At 61.6% G+C, this 15,904-nt stretch carries 23 protein-coding genes and 1 tRNA gene; 10 read left to right on the top strand and 14 right to left on the bottom strand.

What is annotated here, in order from left to right; genetic code table 11:
- Nucleotide 1 precedes the first annotated feature (1 nt).
- The gene (locus AC1DR6_RS22515; protein WP_476831506.1) at nucleotides 2–1,903 is read left to right on the top strand and encodes a phage tail tip lysozyme; all 1,902 of its coding nucleotides are present in this window, start codon (nucleotides 2–4) and stop codon (nucleotides 1,901–1,903) included.
- Nucleotides 1,903–3,948, top strand: coding sequence for a hypothetical protein (locus tag AC1DR6_RS22520; protein ID WP_476831507.1), 2,046 nt, complete (start codon nucleotides 1,903–1,905; stop codon nucleotides 3,946–3,948). The genes AC1DR6_RS22515 and AC1DR6_RS22520 overlap by 1 nt, the downstream gene beginning before the upstream one ends.
- Before the next feature lie 206 nt (nucleotides 3,949–4,154).
- On the opposite strand, the gene AC1DR6_RS22525 is transcribed toward AC1DR6_RS22520, so the two are convergent.
- The gene (locus AC1DR6_RS22525; protein WP_476831508.1) at nucleotides 4,155–4,430 is read right to left on the bottom strand and encodes a hypothetical protein; all 276 of its coding nucleotides are present in this window, start codon (nucleotides 4,428–4,430) and stop codon (nucleotides 4,155–4,157) included.
- Nucleotides 4,431–4,661: 231 nt separating this feature from the next.
- Here AC1DR6_RS22525 and AC1DR6_RS22530 point away from each other — a divergent pair, with 231 nt between their 5' ends.
- The 7 genes from AC1DR6_RS22530 (at nucleotide 4,662) to AC1DR6_RS22560 (ending at nucleotide 9,211) form a co-directional block, all read left to right on the top strand.
- The gene (locus AC1DR6_RS22530; RefSeq protein ID WP_476831509.1) at nucleotides 4,662–5,252 is read left to right on the top strand and encodes a phage antirepressor N-terminal domain-containing protein; all 591 of its coding nucleotides are present in this window, start codon (nucleotides 4,662–4,664) and stop codon (nucleotides 5,250–5,252) included.
- A gap of 71 nt (nucleotides 5,253–5,323) precedes the next feature.
- Nucleotides 5,324–5,659: a hypothetical protein gene (locus tag AC1DR6_RS22535; protein WP_476831510.1), complete on the top strand. Its 336-nt coding sequence runs from the start codon at nucleotides 5,324–5,326 to the stop codon at nucleotides 5,657–5,659.
- Nucleotides 5,660–6,144: 485 nt separating this feature from the next.
- Complete coding sequence (locus tag AC1DR6_RS22540) at nucleotides 6,145–6,906, top strand: hypothetical protein (RefSeq protein ID WP_476831511.1); 762 nt, start codon at nucleotides 6,145–6,147, stop codon at nucleotides 6,904–6,906.
- Nucleotides 6,907–6,909: 3 nt separating this feature from the next.
- Entirely contained in the window at nucleotides 6,910–7,269 is a 360-nt protein-coding gene (locus AC1DR6_RS22545) for a hypothetical protein (protein ID WP_476831512.1), read from the top strand.
- Nucleotides 7,270–7,331: 62 nt separating this feature from the next.
- Nucleotides 7,332–8,039 (top strand): hypothetical protein, encoded by a 708-nt coding sequence (locus tag AC1DR6_RS22550; RefSeq protein ID WP_476831513.1) that lies wholly within the window; start codon nucleotides 7,332–7,334, stop codon nucleotides 8,037–8,039.
- On the top strand, nucleotides 8,036–8,641 hold the full coding sequence (locus AC1DR6_RS22555; protein ID WP_476831514.1) for a hypothetical protein: 606 nt from the start codon (nucleotides 8,036–8,038) through the stop codon (nucleotides 8,639–8,641). Before AC1DR6_RS22550 ends, AC1DR6_RS22555 begins: the two co-directional genes overlap by 4 nt.
- Nucleotides 8,642–8,689: 48 nt before the next feature.
- Nucleotides 8,690–9,211 (top strand): hypothetical protein, encoded by a 522-nt coding sequence (locus tag AC1DR6_RS22560; RefSeq protein ID WP_476831515.1) that lies wholly within the window; start codon nucleotides 8,690–8,692, stop codon nucleotides 9,209–9,211.
- A gap of 307 nt (nucleotides 9,212–9,518) precedes the next feature.
- Here the strand turns inward: AC1DR6_RS22560 and AC1DR6_RS22565 are convergent, their stop codons facing one another.
- From AC1DR6_RS22565 to AC1DR6_RS22625, 13 genes are read right to left on the bottom strand one after another with little or no spacing between them, the layout of a single operon-like run.
- Nucleotides 9,519–9,944, bottom strand: coding sequence for a hypothetical protein (locus tag AC1DR6_RS22565; protein ID WP_476831516.1), 426 nt, complete (start codon nucleotides 9,942–9,944; stop codon nucleotides 9,519–9,521).
- Nucleotides 9,941–10,201 (bottom strand): LexA family protein, encoded by a 261-nt coding sequence (locus AC1DR6_RS22570; RefSeq protein ID WP_476831517.1) that lies wholly within the window; start codon nucleotides 10,199–10,201, stop codon nucleotides 9,941–9,943. Before AC1DR6_RS22570 ends, AC1DR6_RS22565 begins: the two co-directional genes overlap by 4 nt.
- On the bottom strand, nucleotides 10,201–10,635 hold the full coding sequence (locus AC1DR6_RS22575; RefSeq protein WP_476831518.1) for a hypothetical protein: 435 nt from the start codon (nucleotides 10,633–10,635) through the stop codon (nucleotides 10,201–10,203). Before AC1DR6_RS22575 ends, AC1DR6_RS22570 begins: the two co-directional genes overlap by 1 nt.
- Nucleotides 10,632–10,898, bottom strand: a complete 267-nt coding sequence (locus AC1DR6_RS22580; RefSeq protein WP_476831519.1) for a hypothetical protein — start codon at nucleotides 10,896–10,898, stop codon at nucleotides 10,632–10,634. Before AC1DR6_RS22580 ends, AC1DR6_RS22575 begins: the two co-directional genes overlap by 4 nt.
- Nucleotides 10,895–11,140 carry a hypothetical protein gene (locus AC1DR6_RS22585; RefSeq protein ID WP_476831520.1) on the bottom strand — a complete coding sequence of 82 codons (246 nt, stop codon included), beginning with the start codon at nucleotides 11,138–11,140 and terminating at the stop codon, nucleotides 10,895–10,897. The genes AC1DR6_RS22580 and AC1DR6_RS22585 overlap by 4 nt, the downstream gene beginning before the upstream one ends.
- Nucleotides 11,137–11,496, bottom strand: a complete 360-nt coding sequence (locus AC1DR6_RS22590) for a hypothetical protein (protein ID WP_476831521.1) — start codon at nucleotides 11,494–11,496, stop codon at nucleotides 11,137–11,139. Before AC1DR6_RS22590 ends, AC1DR6_RS22585 begins: the two co-directional genes overlap by 4 nt.
- Entirely contained in the window at nucleotides 11,493–12,407 is a 915-nt protein-coding gene (locus AC1DR6_RS22595; RefSeq protein WP_476831522.1) for a hypothetical protein, read from the bottom strand. Before AC1DR6_RS22595 ends, AC1DR6_RS22590 begins: the two co-directional genes overlap by 4 nt.
- The gene (locus AC1DR6_RS22600; protein ID WP_476831523.1) at nucleotides 12,404–13,027 is read right to left on the bottom strand and encodes a hypothetical protein; all 624 of its coding nucleotides are present in this window, start codon (nucleotides 13,025–13,027) and stop codon (nucleotides 12,404–12,406) included. The genes AC1DR6_RS22595 and AC1DR6_RS22600 overlap by 4 nt, the downstream gene beginning before the upstream one ends.
- Nucleotides 13,020–13,367, bottom strand: coding sequence for a hypothetical protein (locus AC1DR6_RS22605; RefSeq protein WP_476831524.1), 348 nt, complete (start codon nucleotides 13,365–13,367; stop codon nucleotides 13,020–13,022). Before AC1DR6_RS22605 ends, AC1DR6_RS22600 begins: the two co-directional genes overlap by 8 nt.
- The gene (locus tag AC1DR6_RS22610; protein WP_476831525.1) at nucleotides 13,367–14,014 is read right to left on the bottom strand and encodes a hypothetical protein; all 648 of its coding nucleotides are present in this window, start codon (nucleotides 14,012–14,014) and stop codon (nucleotides 13,367–13,369) included. The genes AC1DR6_RS22605 and AC1DR6_RS22610 overlap by 1 nt, the downstream gene beginning before the upstream one ends.
- The gene (locus tag AC1DR6_RS22615) at nucleotides 14,011–14,868 is read right to left on the bottom strand and encodes a DNA-methyltransferase (RefSeq protein WP_476831526.1); all 858 of its coding nucleotides are present in this window, start codon (nucleotides 14,866–14,868) and stop codon (nucleotides 14,011–14,013) included. Before AC1DR6_RS22615 ends, AC1DR6_RS22610 begins: the two co-directional genes overlap by 4 nt.
- On the bottom strand, nucleotides 14,865–15,146 hold the full coding sequence (locus tag AC1DR6_RS22620; protein ID WP_476831527.1) for a hypothetical protein: 282 nt from the start codon (nucleotides 15,144–15,146) through the stop codon (nucleotides 14,865–14,867). Before AC1DR6_RS22620 ends, AC1DR6_RS22615 begins: the two co-directional genes overlap by 4 nt.
- A complete protein-coding gene (locus AC1DR6_RS22625) occupies nucleotides 15,143–15,520 on the bottom strand; it encodes a hypothetical protein (RefSeq protein ID WP_476831528.1) in 378 nt (125 codons plus the stop codon). Before AC1DR6_RS22625 ends, AC1DR6_RS22620 begins: the two co-directional genes overlap by 4 nt.
- Nucleotides 15,521–15,741: 221 nt before the next feature.
- Between AC1DR6_RS22625 and AC1DR6_RS22630 the strand changes: the two genes are divergently transcribed.
- Nucleotides 15,742–15,816 (top strand) — tRNA-Val (locus AC1DR6_RS22630).
- Nucleotides 15,817–15,904: the final 88 nt, after the last annotated feature.

A 15,904-nucleotide genomic window follows, 5' to 3' on the forward strand; every position in this document is an offset into this window, starting at 1 on the left:
GATGGCGGCCTATAATTTCGACGGCGCCTTCGGCAACGTCAACAACGCGCTGGCCAACCTTGGCAAGCAGAACGATACGCGTTGGTTGAGGGAAGCGCAGGCTGACATCGGCACGTCGCTTCAAGGTGGCGACTATGCCGGCGCTGCCCAGAAAGCGTTCGGTTACGGCGATAGTGCGACCGGGCTAGGTCTTCTGAAGCTAGGAGAGCAAGCCAAAGACCGGTCAGCCGACGCTAGCCTTGTGCAAGGCATTTTCGGCGGCGGCGCTCCTGCTGCAACGGGCGCTGGTCTGGCCAACCTCGGAAAGCCGAATGAGATCGAGTCCCGCTTCGTCGATAGCGTCAAAGGCGCCGGGCTGACGAACCCTATCGGCCTTGGTGCTGTGGCGGCTTATGGCAAAGCCGAAAGCGGGTTTCAGCCCCAAAACGTCAACCGGACGTGGAGCGACCCTTCGCAGAGCGGTCAGGCGGGCACAGCCGGCGGCATCATGTCGTGGCGCGCTGATCGGCTCAAGAACCTGTATTCTTTTGCGCAGCAGCGCGGCGAAAGCCAGCCCTCGGTTGAGACGCAGGCTGCATTCCTTGTTCAGGAAGATCCGTCGCTTCTGCCGAAGCTTCAGGCCGCGAAGTCCCCGCAGGAGGCTAACCAGATCATGGCCAGCGCCTGGCGTTTTGCCGGGTACAACCAGCCCGGCGGTGAGAATGCACGCCGGCTTGCGCTGACGCAGGGCTACGCGCAGCGCTATGGCGGTCAAGGCGGCGCGCCTGTCGCTGCGCCGGTTCAGGTCGCTCAGAACGAGGCAGACGTGGCGCGCCTCGAAGCGCAACAGGGCAACCCCGTCATCGGCAGCCCTGCGCCGGTACAGGTCGCACAGGCTGCACCGCAGCGACAGGGCGCCGCCGAAGCGCAGTTCTACGTGCCGGGCACTGATACGGCTGTCCCGCAAAGCCTCGCCAGCAACCCCCGTATCCAGAACCTGACGCGAGCGCTTGTTGCCGCACGAACCGACGGCGCAAAGACCGCGATCAAGCAGATGCTCGATCTTGAGATTGCGGATGCAAAGAACAATCAGGACCAGGGCGGGCCGCTTGCCCGTCAGAAGGCGCAGCTCGACATCCAGAAGTCGCAGAGGGAGCTTGAGGGCAAGGGCTTTCGTTCTCTGATTACGCCCGAGGAACGGGAAGCGGCTGGCGTAGACCCTAACTATAAGGGTTCAGTCCAAGTTGATCGGGATAACCAGCTTCATTACCCCGGAAAGCCGACAACTGAAGTCAATATCGATCAAAAAGCCGAGACGGCTTATGCCACTTCGAACGGGAAGGCGATTTCGGACCGCTTCAAGGGCATCGTCGAGGAAGGAGACGCGGCTAATCAGGAAGCCGGTCTGTTGGCCCGTATCCGCGACCTCGGGGGCAGCATCAAGAACATGGGTACAGGTGCGGCCATCCAGGCTCGCCTAGCCGAGGCTGGCATTAAGGTCGGTGAGAACGTCGATGAGATCACCGCCTATAAAGCCCTGATCGACAAACTGACACCGACACAGCGCATCGCAGGCGCTGGTGCGACCTCCGACTACGATGCCCGCATGTTCAAGAGCGCGCTCCCGAGCCTTATGAACCGGCCCGGCGGCAACGAACTCATCATGAGCACCCTGGAAGCGTTGAACGCCTACAAGCGTCAACGAGGCGATCTCGTGGCCGAAAGCATGGCGACGAATGAAAAGCCGGCAGAGGTCATCAGGAAGCTGCGCGATTTGCCTGACCCGTTTGCTGCGTTCAAGGATTCTGCCAAGAGCGGGATGAAGAATTTGCCTGAAGGCACGCCCACTCCAAATCCGGTCAAACCTGATGCAAGCGGCTGGCAGGACATGGGCGGCGGCGTTCGCATTCGGGAGAAGCGTTGATGGGCGCTTTTGAGGTCGAACATGGAGGTAAAAGCTACGAAATCGAGGCGCCTGATCAGGCATCAGCTTTTGCGGCATTCCAAAAATTTAACGTCCCCCAGCAGGTGGCGGCGCCTGGCGTTGTCGAAGATGTGGCGAAGTCGGGGGCATCCGGTCTAGCGCGCGGTGGGTTGGGTTTAGCCGGCCTTCCAGGGACAATTTCTCAGGGCGCGCGGTGGCTTGCAGATCAAGCCGCAGATCAAACGGTCGGGCGCGCCGTCAACTACGCCAAAACTGGCTCTTGGGATGCACCATCCCCTGCGCCCTCTACCGACCTCATTCGGCAAGCGACCGGCATTTCCGACCCTGGGCAGGTGATCTCGGGTGAGAAGCTCATCGACGCTGCTGCCAGCGTGGTCCCCGGCATCAAATATCAGCCCAAGACCGTAGAAGGCGAGTATGCGAGGACGGTCGGGGAATTTGCGCCTGGGGCACTAGTCCCGGGCGGGGCATTCGCCAAGGTCGTCGGTGGTGTTTTGGCCCCCGCCGTTGTGTCTGAGACGGCGGGACAAGTTGCACGCCAAGTGGCACCGGAACTGGAAGGCCCTGCGCGTCTTGTCGGCGCGGTAGGTACTAGCCTTGGAGCTGCGGCGGCCTCTCGGCCCCAGAGCGCGACGACTGCCGCCTCTCGGCATATGTCCAACGTCTCCGACGCCGAAGTGGTAGCCGCTGGCCGGTTGATGGAGGATGCCGCTGCGCGCGGCGCGCCACTGACATGGCCTGAGGCCATTGCACAAACGACGGGTAACTCGGCAAGCCTGACAAGCCTTCAGCGCGTTGTAGAAGGGTCGGAGCGTGGCGGCGAGGTCATGAGGGGATTCATGTCCCAGCGTCCCGCGCAAATGCAGGCCGCGGGGCGGTCTGCCCTGGATGATCTCGGGGCGCCGGTAGCCGCTCCTTCGACGGTTGGTCCCCAAGCCCAGCGCGAGGCACAAGGTGTCATTGACCAGGGCAGAAGCGTCATCAACCAAGCGACTAGACCGCTTTATCAGGCCGCAGAAGCCCAGAAGCTTGATCCAGCAGATTTCGCTCGCATCAGCCAAATTCCCGCGTTTAAGCAGGAGCTGGCGGCACTACGCGCTGACCCGATCATGGGGCCTCAATTCGCTCAGCATGGCGATGACAGCGTTGCAGTCATTGATGCGATCCAAAAGCAGGCGCGAGACCTTGGCAGCAAGGCCAAGATCGCGGGCGAAAATTATCGTGCCGACATTATCGGTGGGCAGCGCGGCGACATTCTTAATGCCGCTGATGCCGCCGCTCCCACTTATGCGCAGGCCCGTCAGACGCAGGCGCAGTTTCGAGATAGGTATCTTCAGCCGATCATAGACGGCCCGCTTGGTAAGATCGCTGCCAAGGATACAACTACAGATGCGGCCATTCAGGCGCTATTTCCTCGCAAGCCCTTGCCGGGCGCGGCCGGTGAGGTTGGGGATGCTGTTGGGGCGCTTGCTCAGCGCAACCCCATCGTTGCCGAGAGATTGGTTCGCGCTCATGCCGAAAGCGTGTTTGACGATGCGATGCGGAGCAACATCGCCGGCCCAAACGAGTTCGGGGCAGCAAAGTTTAGCAGCGCCCTGACCGGAAACAGCGAGCAAGCAGCTTCGTTGGAAGCCGCTGTCCGCGCGCTCCCGAATGGTGATGCTCGCTGGGACGGGTTTCGCAAGTTCCTTGATATCGCTGAAGCCACTGGCCAGCGTCAGCGCCCTGGTTCGATGACGGCCTTCAACAAAGAGTTCATGGACAACCTGTCGAAAGGCGGCGTCATTTCCGATGCCGTGCCGATCATCAAATCTGGCGGTACTGCACTGCCCGGGATGATCCGCGATCGGTACGCTCAGTATCAGCTCGGCAAGAACACCGAGCAGCTGGCAAAGCTCATCACCGACCCGCAGGCTCTACCGATGTTCAGGGCTCTCGCGAATTCAAGCGGTGCGAAGGCTCAGGCGGCAACACTTCGGCTTCTGGCCATCGCCCAACAGGGGAACGCGTCTTCGGGGCGCTGAACTTACGGCGAACCCAGTCCGATGACTGCGTGATACAGGCGGTCAGAAAGGCGCACAAAACAATGGTGATTAGTAACATCCCCCCCAGCTTGCCAGCCGACATCATTGGGTCTGAGGCCCAATACCCGTACATGATCCACCCGATAAATACGGCTTGGGCGATGTACCAAAGGTATTTCATCATAAGGAGCTTATCATGGTTTTGGTCAATTCTGAGGCCGATCATCTGGCTCAAGTCGCACAGAGAGCACGCGAAGCATGTTGTCGGCATGAGCGTTCACGAATTGCTTTTGCATCTCTGGGCAGCCCGCCGCTCGCAATGCAGCAGCCTCCGCCAGCGAATGGACATACCCGTCAAGGCTGGCCTGACCTGCTTCTTTCTGCCGCCGCCCCTCAATCTCCAAAAGGCTGAGAACAAGAGCTTCGAGCGTCGCAATGCGCCCGATAATCTCGTTGAAACCCATATCTGCGTCGCCGGCCATTCAACCCTCCCGTTTACCCGATCCTGACCGGGAGGGTGGCAGGAGTCGAGTCAGCGGTCCTTCTCAATGATATCGAGCATCGTTTTCACCATCTCGCGGATTGCCTCCGACCTGGATGGGATGGGCCGCTGTTTCGAGCGCCAACGGTCGATCCGGTCGCGGCGCTCGCAACCCCGTAGCCGTTTTGGCCCCGATGCCGTGGTGGGCATCGAGAAGCGAAAGGACCCTATCATGGGTCAGATTATCACTGTCAATTTCCGTGGAGACCAGCTCTACGGGTTCGAGAACGACGACGGCACGTTCGTGGCGTTGAAGCCCATCGTCGAAAGCATGGGCATGGACTGGTCGGCGCAGTTGAAGCGGGTAAAGCGCAACCCGATCCTAGCTGAAGGTATGGCCATCATGGCCACACCTTTCGGTCGTGGTGGCGACCAAGAGGCAGTCAGCATCAAGCTTGAGCTTGTGAATGGCTGGCTTCTGACGATCGACACCTCGCGGATCGAGAACGAGGAGGTTCGCGGCAAGGTGCTGTTGTACCAGCGCGAGTGCTACTCGGTCCTCTTCAAGCACTTCTATGGGAAGTCGCAGGCTGACCGCGTGGCTTCGATCGAAGGCACCCCGAACGCCGACGAGCCGATGCAGATGAAACGGTCGCTGGTAACGGAAGCGCGCCAAACCTTCGGATGCCAATCGGCCCGCGAGCTTTGGTTCAAGCTTGGAATGCCAACCGTGCCGTCCATGTACTCGGACGAGCGGCAAGGGGACTTTTTCACCTACACTGCGATCCGGCGTGATGCCGTCCCAGGTGAACAAGCCGCCTAACCCAACACCACCATCCGATAACCCCAAGGGGCGCCCTAACCGGCGCCCCTTTTGCATTTTGGAGCCATCGCATGGCCGCAGCCTACGAGTGCAACGTCTCGTGCACCGACGACGAAACGTTCCTGCTCACGCTTGAGCTGCTGAAGTCGGACGGAACCGTGTTCGAGGTCGCGGACTACACGTTCGAATATTCCCTCCGGGGCTGCGGCGCCCCTGACCTCACGCTGAACGAGACGAGCGGCATCGTCAAAGACGCGCCGACCGGCACGCTGACGATCTCCCCCGGCGTCGCCGACCGGCTTGCGCGCGGCACCTACAGCCACGGCTTGCGCAAGACAGACATCATCACTGGCCAGGTCGATCAGATCTTCGATGGGACGGTCACAGTTACCGAGGGCAACTTCTGATGCAGACGAAGCTTATTCTGAAGCAGAAAAGTGCACTCAAGCTGCGTTTTCAGCCGGGGGCGACAGGCCTTCAGGGGCCACAGGGCGCCCAAGGACCTATCGGGCCACAAGGCATCCAAGGCATCCAAGGCATCCAAGGCCCACAAGGCCCGTCTGGCTCTGTCACTGATGGCGTCAAGGGCGATATCTCCGTTTCGGGGTCCGGCGCATCGTGGACCGTCACGCAGGCGACTCTCGCTGCCATAAGGGGGCTTACACCGGTAGCCGATAAGCTGCCGTACTTCACTGGCCCGACGGCGGCGGCTTTAGCTAACCTGACAAGTTTCGGCCGCTCACTAATCGATAGTGCCAACGCTTCAGTCGCCCGAACTAGCCTAGGGGCTTCGACTGTCGGGTCGTCTCTTTTCTCTGCTGCTGACACAGCTACAGCGCGATCAACTATCGGTATCGCATCGCCAGTTTCGGCCCAAAGCAGCGCTTATAGTGTGGTCGCGGCTGATCGAGGCAAGGTGTTCGCTGCAAACGGGACGTGGACCTTCTCTCTCCTTGCAGCCGCCACGTCCGGGAACGACTTCCCGATCGAGATTCGGAACACTGGAACGGGACGCATTACGATTGACCCGAACGGGTCCGAGACCGTCAACGGTGCGCTGACGCTTACGCTTTACGCGGGAGATTCCGTCAAACTCGCATGCGATGGAACAGGCTGGCATGCGCTGTTTCAGTCGCCGTATTCAGTCATTGCCAGCGTGACCACGGCAACGGCGCTCGCGACATTGTCGCTCACATTACCAAGTGAGTTCAAGGCTTTCACCCTTGATCTCGATGGCTGGGAGCCGTCCACCAGCGCATCCCTAGGCCTGCGGCTCAGCATCGACGGTGGCGCGACATTTTATGGATCTAGCGGCAACTACGCGTGGAACGGCGGGTATGACAACGGCGGAACGACGAGCAGCACGACTTATAAGGCCGCAACCAGCGGGACGTTTGCCAGTACGGGGATAGAGCTGTCCCCTGGCGTCCTCGGGGCAGCAAGCGGCGCTTCCATGGCATCAAGGGTGTTGATTTTGCCACGTTCAAACGGGCGGTTCGGATCCGTCAGGTGGGACACCGAATATAGCGCAACGAGCTACAGAGGCGGGGGCTATTTGGGGGTGTCTGCCGGGGACGTTAACGCGCTGCAATTGTTGTTCAGCGCCGGCAACATCGCGACTGGCGCCCGCTACGAACTGATCGGGCAGAGGTGATCTATGGCTCTCAAGCGGATGATCGATGGCGCCACGGTAGAGATGACGGCACAGCAGGAGGCGGATTTCCTTGCAAGCCTGCCGGTCCGCACTGTCACGGTCGAAGAGTACCGTCGCGCAATTCAACTGCGCATCGACGCAACCGCCCAGTCCCGCAGGTACGACAGCGGCGTGACTTGCTCGTCATACCTCGGCTCGACCAATGATGGATGGGCAGCCGAGGCTGCCGCATTCGTTAGTTGGAGGGATGCTGTGTGGGGTTACGCCTATGGCGAGCTTGCCAAGGTGCAGGCTGGCGACCGCGAGCAACCGTCTGTTGAGTATCTCCTAGCCGAGCTGCCCGCCATAAACTGGCCGGCCTGAACGACTCTCAATACCCCGCACCTTTTAGCCCGCCTCGTGCGGGCTTTTTTATTGGAGCCAGCATGACCGATCTAACCCGGTTCTACGCGGCGGTTCGCTCAAATCCGTTCCCTGGGCAGATCCGTCAACGGCAGGTGGAGGGTGTGGGTACTCTCGTCTCGGCCTTCGAGAGGGCAGGCTGGCCCGTCGCATGGGCGGCATATGGGCTGGCAACGGCCTATCACGAGACGGCGGCGACGATGCAGCCGATCTACGAAATCGGCAAAGGTAACGGCAAGCCATACGGCAAGCCCGACCCCCTCACCGGGCAGACCTATTATGGCCGGGGGTTCGTCCAGCTCACTTGGCTCGCAAACTACGAGAAAGCGCAGAAGGAGCTAGGCTTCCCGCTCAGCTCCCAGCCTGACTTTGCAATGCGGACGGACATCGCTGCCGCCATCATGATCCGGGGCATGTCGGAAGGCTGGTTCACCGGCAAGAAGCTCTCGGACTACCTCAACAGCCCGATCCCCGATTATCGCAACGCCAGGCGCATCATCAACGGCACGGACAAGGCCGATTTGATCGCGGGTTATGCGCGCGTGTTCGCGGCGGCGCTGGCGAATGCCGACTATGGCAAGACCGTCGTTGCGGCACAGCAGCCTGCGAAGGTCGAAGACCTCCCCAAGAGCCCCGATACCCCGCCCGCCACCATCACCAGCGACGAGCCCATCCCGAAGGGATTCTGGGCTCGCTTTCTGGCTGCCTTCCGCAAGAGGACTTCCGCATGACCGATCTCGTCAACCTCCTCAAGACGATCGGCGCGCCGGTCCTGGCTACTGTGATCGGCGGTCCTGTCGGTGCGCTGGCCTCTGCTGCCCTAGGGGCGCTCGCTGACGCCCTTGGGACAGAGCCGACGCCGGATGCTGTGGCGACCAAGGTCGCGGCCGGTGGCGAGGCCGCTGCGGTCATTGTGAGGCAGGTAGAGGCCGATAAGGCACCGGAATATCTGGACGAGCTGAAGGCGAGACTTGCCGATGTGCAGGATGCGCGCCGAACCCAGGTTGCGCTTGTCGAGCATGGCTCGCCCCTGGCGTGGTCCACTGCGGTTATCTCCGTTCTCATCACGCTCCTGTTTGCGGCAGTCGTGCTGCTGATGCTCGTCAAGCCGGTCGAGTTCACGCCTCTGCAAACCTCGCTGCTGAACATCATGCTTGGCGGTCTGGTGGTCCAGTTCGCCCAGGTTGTGAACTACTACCTCGGCAGCTCGGCAGGATCGGCCCGGAACGGTGACGCGATGCGGGCCATTGCGCAGAATGCTTCTACTCCGAGCGCAGGCCAAGTCGTAGGCAAGGTGGTCGATGCAGCCGTCAAGAACGTAACGAAGCGCTAGACGTTGCCCTTCGGAGGCGTCCCGATGCCAAACGGAACCAACCGGCCTATGTCTGATGAAGCTTCTGTTAATATCGGCGCGCTCCAGCAGCGGGTCTACGGGCTTGAACAAGCTATCGGCGGCATCTCGCAACAGATCGGGTCTTTGGCCTCTAAGATCGATGCGAGGGGACAAACCAACTGGGGCGTCTTAATCAGCATCGCCGGCTTTTCGCTCGCTTTTGCGGGCGCCGTGGGTGGATTGGCCTATCTGCCGATCCGTGAGAACCAAGCTGATCTGAAGCTGGCGATGATCGAGACCAACAAGGCCATGACGACCTTCACGCGCGAGTTCGTCACGGTGCGGGAATTGGACGCCCGTTCATCCAGAACGCGTGCCGAGATCGACCGGCTCAACACGGATCTCAATGCCCAAGAGGTGGCGGTTCGCCGGGCTATGGAGCTTGCAGACGCAAACCTTCAACGGCAGGTCGATGACCAGAAGAAGGCATTCGGAGACACCTTCAGCTTGAGAGACGCGCTTCTCCAGATGCAGCGTCGCATCGACTTTCTCGAGGGGAAGAAGGGCTAGCGCATCCCCTCATCTTCACGAGCGGGGCGGGGTTGTCGAGTTAGCGCTTTTTGCAGGACGCCAATACCAGTCGAAGACGTTGCTCTCTGGAGGCATCTTAGACGGGTCGAGCGTCGTGATATCCCGTCGTCGCCTTTTCGAACATCGATCAGCTTATAATCGTAGGGTGATTTCGTCGGGAAGCCATACCCATACATTCTGACGAAAGGCGTCCACTCGTTGTTCATCTCACCCCTCCTGCGCCGCTCGGATGGCTGCGTCAACCGTTACGGCAAACTCAGACGGACGCAAGATAGCCGCACTGCGCTCAACCTCGGCAACAGCTACCTTCGCGCACCGCTCCCTCTCCCCCCGCGAGCGCGTCTTTCGCCTTATCCCTTTCTGCCATAGCCGCTCCTGCAATATGGGACAGAGCTTCGTTCTCCTCTGTCAGGCGGGTGGCGGCGGCTTCTGCGGCTAAAGCGCGGGCGGCTTCCTCGTGCCGTTTCTCTCGGTGCATCTCGGACACGCGCTCCATCTCCTCAAGCGCACACTCCAGCCGCTCCTTCTCCGCCAGGATCGGGGCGAAGAGGTTCGCGATCTCCTGAGCGGATTCGGCGCGCTCATCGTCGGTTCGCTCGTCAGGGTCCGTGACCATTTCGTCGCGCAGGAGCAGGAACGCGGCGATTTGCTCGACCAGGCTCTCCCCCGGCATCGCGGCAGGGACGGGGGCGGAGGGGATGGGGTCGCTCATCGGCTCTGCTCCGTATCGCGTGCCAGGGCGGCGTGGCCGGCGGGGGTAGCTGCCCAGCACTGACCGTTGGTGAAAGTCTTGCCCATGCGCTGGACGTAGCCGAGCTTTTCCAATGCCCGCAGTCGTGAAGAGGCCCAGTCCTTAAGTCTATGGCCCATCATACGCGACAACTCCCGTCCAGATGGGCAGCCATCAAGGTGGATATCGCGACGGGCAAGCCTTTCGAGCACAGCCCATTGCGCCTTCGTCAGCTTCATCACGCATCCCCCTTCGTAGCGTCTGCCTGGGTCGCGAGGGCGGCACGTTTTGCAGAAGTAAAATCGGCATAGGCCTCCCGTTTTTTCGTTCCGGCAGGCATCGCGGCATAGAGATTGTAGAGGCGCAGCGCTGCCATAGCAGGGGCTTCCGGTGCCGGCGCAGGGGAGGCGATGAGCGCAGAGCGGATACGGGCCTCGTAATCGGCTTGGGCTGCGGCCATCGCCTTCTTCGGCGAATGGAAGCCATTCTTGCCGCCGAAAAGCTGCGGCGGGTTGAACGACCAAGAATTATCCCGGTTCGCGTGGACGGCATAGAAACCGAAGTTCGACTCCGCTTGCCATTTGGCGACGCCTGCGGTCGGCACCTCGGACCACTTGAGCGGCTTCACAGACACCGCCTCGACGCCCTGCACGGGCTGCGCTGGTGCGGTCATGGGCGGGTGTCCTCAGTATCGGAGAGTCCTGCTACCTCAATCATGACAGGCGGATGCGTCACTCCGAGTATGCGAAGGATGACAGGTGCGCCTGCGTTGATCCGCTCAATCTCGTCCGGTGTCGGAAGCCATGCGGTCTCCATCGCGGGCGTTGTCGGCCCATCGACAGTGGTGTTGAGCAGAACATCCTTGAGGGGGAGCCCGAGATAGCCCTGAGGCTTTCCGAGGACGCGCGTGGTGCCTTCAATGCGGCCGATTATCATTGCCGCGTCTCCGTCTCAGACGTGCGCCCTTCGGCTCTCGCCAGCCATTCCTTGACGGCTACGATCATGTCAGTCCGCGTGGCGTTGCTGACGTAATTTACGTTCCCGTTTTCGGTCTTGCCGAACTCGAAAACGAAAAGGGCGAACCCAACCTTTTTCGGCCGCCGTGTACCGTTCAGCGCATCGTCGATACCTTCCGCCAAAGCTCGGTGGAACGCTTGAATTTTCTTGTCCACGCTCACGACCGATCCTCCCGCGCTTCTGCCTCGGCAGGGGCGGCGAGACCCAAAACCGACGCGAAGTGTGTTTGCCATCGACTTTTTGCCGCCGCCACCCAGGTATAGATATCGTTGAACCCAACACGCTTCCGAGAGCGCTGAAGCGTGTACCCGTTCTTCGCCATCAGCCAGAGGAAGATATCGACGGTGTAGACCTGAGCGGCGACCCAACTGATGCCGTGAGTGTAGGTATCCTGGCGGTTTTGAACGACCTCATCGAGAGCCTTGAACAGGTCTTTTTGATCGTGGAAGTCACGCATGAACAAAGGCAGGTAGTCGCCCGACTTGAGCCATTCTTGAGTTTTACTGTCCGCGCTCATGACTGCGCCTCCTCGGCAGGGGATGACGATGCGGGAGCGGACAGGGCGGCGGTTCGCGCGGCTCGGCGGAAGTCTTCGGTCGTGATGGTGACTGCGCTGGCCGGATCGCCGGGATCGCCGGATAGTCGCAGCACTACCATGTCACCCGGCGCGTTCTCGTGGATGAACTTGAAAATCGGGTGCGCAGCATAGCGGGCAAACGGCTCAAGAGCGCGTCGCACCCCGCCCGCAGGCTCCGAGGTGGGCTTGGCGAGGGCTTGGCGTTCAAGGATCGCAATCGCATCGCGGATTACGCCTCGTACGTTAGAGAAGCGCGTGCTGATCAACTTCTCACCAGCCGAGGCAAGATCATCATCGGCGCAGCGCAAATAGCTGATCATCAGATCGACCTCGCCCCCAGCCTCCGACCCGCTCGTCGCGCCCATAAACGCCTTGGCCGCCGCAAGTCGGTGCTCTACGACAGACCCGCTAGTCGCGGCCGGGGAGAGGGCCGAACGGTAGGCAGCGAAAAGAGCCGTAAGGCCGTAGATCTCGACGATCTCCCAATCTTGCTCTTGCGTCGCCACCGCGCCGGTCGGGCCGGTTATCGTCCACGATGCCGCCCATTTCTCGCTATCGGGATAGTCGCATTCCAGCGTGTCGCCGTTCTGCATTACGAGCTTGCGCGACACCCCGCCGCTCGCCGGCACAGTGGCATCCAGCGATGGGGCCTCGGGGGAGGTGGAGAGCATGGCAGCGTACGCAGCACATGCCTCATCCGCAAAGGTCTCGGCATGGGGCTTCGCGTCAGCGATTGCGATGCCACCCTTGATGTACATCTCCGGCATCGGCTCGATCGGCACGAGCTTCCATCCGTCAGGCACCCCCTGCGAGACGGAGGCGGCCTTCGAGGGGGAAGGGGTCGAGGTCACGGGCGGGGCTCCTCAATGAAGAGATCATCTTGTCCGCGCTTGCGGTGTATCGTTTTGCTGGCGTTGACCCGCCTCATGGGCGCGTCCAACCCGTGGGAGAGCCGAGCGAAAGCCGGCAGCAACTCGGTGACTGGCGCAGAGAATGCGTCGATACGGCCAACGCTGCGGGTTCGCCTGTTGCTCGGCGCTGTGATGGATATCCAGAGACGCCCGGCGGGGACGTGAGAGTAGGGAACCGCCCAAGAATAGATCTTGCTGTCGACATCGACGCCTATGAGCAGGATGGCGTCAGCTTCGCGCCGGTGCTCTTGTGGGCGCGTGAGCGCCCATTTGAACATGTGGCGCGACCAATCTGCTCCTCGGATCTGAGTGAAACGGCAGAAGAAGGCATTGGAAAACTTGACCTCCGCGGTGCATTCTCGGCCGGCTATCGTGACGCGAAGGTCGACGCCAGCCTTCTGGGCGGTTTGCTCCGCTCCGAATTGCACTGCTAGCCAAGACTCCCAGAACGCGGGATCGCGGATCGCGTCGAAGCCCGATTGCTCCTGTAAATCAGCGATTGTGGAACGCATGGCCGCGCCGAAAAGTTCGGCAGGCTCGGTCCCGATAGCGCTAAACATCGAGCAAGTCCTCCTGGCCAATCTTCTTGAAACGCGTCTTGCGAGCGTTCATTCCGTGCCGCTTCGCATCCCATTGCAGATGGCAGCGCTGGCAAAGCGCGCGGCACCGCTCGGGATCGGCGTGCGTCTCGTCGTGATCCATGTGCGCGATCGTCAGGACCACGCGGCCACCAGTAACAGGGTGAGGCTCGCCATTGGCGGCCCGGCAATCCGGGTTTTGCAGCGTGCCCTCGCAGGCATTGCCGGCGCGGTCCAGCAGCTCGGCGCGGAATGCCAGCCATTCCTTCGAGCGGATCGAACCGCCTGGATACCGCTTCATCTTTTCGGCAGAGATAGGCATCACCGCCCCTCCTGCTCTCGTGCCGGGACAGAAGCGGTTGGGGTCGCGAGGACGGTGTCGATAAGGTCGAGTGCATCACTGTCTGACAGCGGCATCGCGCCTGCGACGATGAAACTCTCTCGGATAGCCCGCAGAGCGGCCATGGCTTCGTCGCGCTGGCGTTCGGCGGTGGCGAGTGCTTGCTTGATCGGCTGTGCGCCGTGCCAGTTGCCGGGCTCACCAGTCGCGCCCGTACAAGCCTGGTAGGCCTCGTGCACGGTGGCCTTGTGAGCGCGCGCCTCGCCTGAGTGGATCTGCGCTTCCAGCCTAAGTCGGTCGATCAGCGCATCCTTCGCCGCCACCTCGCGGGTGGAGGCCTCTAGGGCGTCGAGAAGAGATACGACCGCTACGGGTTGGACGGCTTTGAGATAGGCGGCATCAGCCGCGATCTGCTCAGCGGTGCGCGTGCGGTACGGAACGCCGAACTGCGCGACCGTCTTGCCTACCCATCCACCGTTTGGGCCGACACCATCAGCGGCTAGCGAAATCGGCTCGCCGTCCTCCCCGGTGTAGATGTACCACTTGCCCGTCGTTGCCTTGCCGGCGAGAGACCGCAGTTCCTCGACCAGCGCAGTGGGGAGCGGGGCGTCAGGCATCGGGGCGGTCATGCTGCCTCCACATTCGCGAACATGCCGCCGTCGCCGACAATGCGGGCACGGGCCATGGCTGCGTATTCAGGGTTGAGTTCGATAAGCACGGCGCTGCGACCGTGGCGGTCAGCAACGAGACCGGTCGTGCCGGCACCGCCGAACGGGTCGAGGACGGTCCCGCCTTCAGGGCAGCCCGATAGGATGCACTGCTCGGCAAGAGCGGCGGGGAACGCTGCGCTATGGCCATCTAACCCGCGCTGGTGCGGAATGTGCCAGACGCTCTCTTCCTTCAGGGCCGACCGGTCAAACCAGTAGCGACGCGACTTCGATAGAAGGAACAGATATTCGTGCTGCCGCCCCGGCCGGTCTTTGACGGACGGTTCGGCAAGCGCCGTCTCACGACACCAGATGACATCCGAGCGAAGCGTCCATTGCCGGCGTTGCAGCTCGAAGGCCATGCGCCACGGTACGCCGCATAGCGACTTCTTCGGGATGTCCCAGCCGCTCACGTCCAACGGGCGAAGCTTTGTGCGAGAGAAGTTGCGCGACGAGCTACGAGGGTCTGAACCGTGAGGCTGCCCGTTCCCGCTATAGTAGCTGTCCCCGAGGTTCAGCCACAGCACGCCATCATCGCGCAGCACGCGCCGCACCTCGTCGAACACGTCAGCCAAAACAGACGTGAAGCTATCGAGGTTGTCCTCGTGCCCGATCTGGTCCGGGTGGTCGTAATCACGCAGCCAGAAATACGGCGGCGATGTCACGCAGCAGTGCACGCTCTGATCGGGCAACGTCCGAAGCACGTCGCGGCAGTCGCCGTTGATGATGCGGACGCCCACCCCCGAGCCCTGCACCGTGTTGGGGTTCTGGCTCATGAGGGGGAGCCTGAACGGAGGGCGGCGCGACCGGCGTCGGTCAGGCTGTACCGAAAGTGGGTCGGCGAAATACGATCGATTGCGACGAAGCCCTTCGGCTCCAAGCGACGGCGCATAACGGCATACCGTAACGCTGCTCCGGGCTGCGGGTTGAACCCCCACGTGTTCGCCGGGAACTTCTCGTGCATGGCGAATAGCCACGCCAGCGCCGACATCTCGCGCGCCGTCAGCTTCGTCTCCTCAGCAGAGGACGGCACGGCGTGGGTGGGGGCGCTCATGATGAGGCTCCCGCTTTGGTGAGGGCCTGAGCGGCGGCGCGAAGCTCTGCCACCGTCAGCTCCGCCTTGTAGGTCGTGCCGACAATCCGAACCTCGATGCGAAGCTCATCAGAAGACGGGTTCTGCAAAATGCCTTGCTTGAGCCAGCGGATTGGCAAGCACGCAGCAGCAGCGAATAGCTCCGGAGCCGCCGCGATCAGACGGGCGTTAGCAGCACCTTCGCGGTCAGCCCCGCTCTCTCTGATCACATGCGCCACGACCGCGTCCGGTGCGGTGATCGCGCTGCGGCCTTCGAACGCCCAAGGCCCCGGCGTGAACCCAGAGCCATCCGAGAACGGCGCCGCATCCGGGCGGGGGGTGGTGAGGTCAGACATGCCTGCCTCCCTCGCGAACGAGCATAGGGAGTGCTCTTTGGTGAGATTGAACCGGCAGGCAAGAACCTACGGGGAACAGAGCGCCGTTAAAGGCCCCTGCACCATCCGACCCATCCGTTGTTTTCCAACGGGTTCTGAGTGGAAGCCTCCCTTCACACGGGAGGGGTGACATCAATCGCTGCATCTGTTTATCTCCGGACCTTCGGTTCACTTGAACCCTAGGGCGATTAGCTCAGCGGTAGAGCATTCCCTTCACACGGGAAGGGTCACAGGTTCGATCCCTGTATCGCCCACCATCATTTGGTCTTCCTGGCAGCCGCCAGAAGCGTGCGGCGAACCCAGTTTGAAACCGTCTCTCCATTGATAGCTGCGGCAGCCGCGATC

The organism is Allobosea sp. P5_A5, from assembly GCF_056400625.1.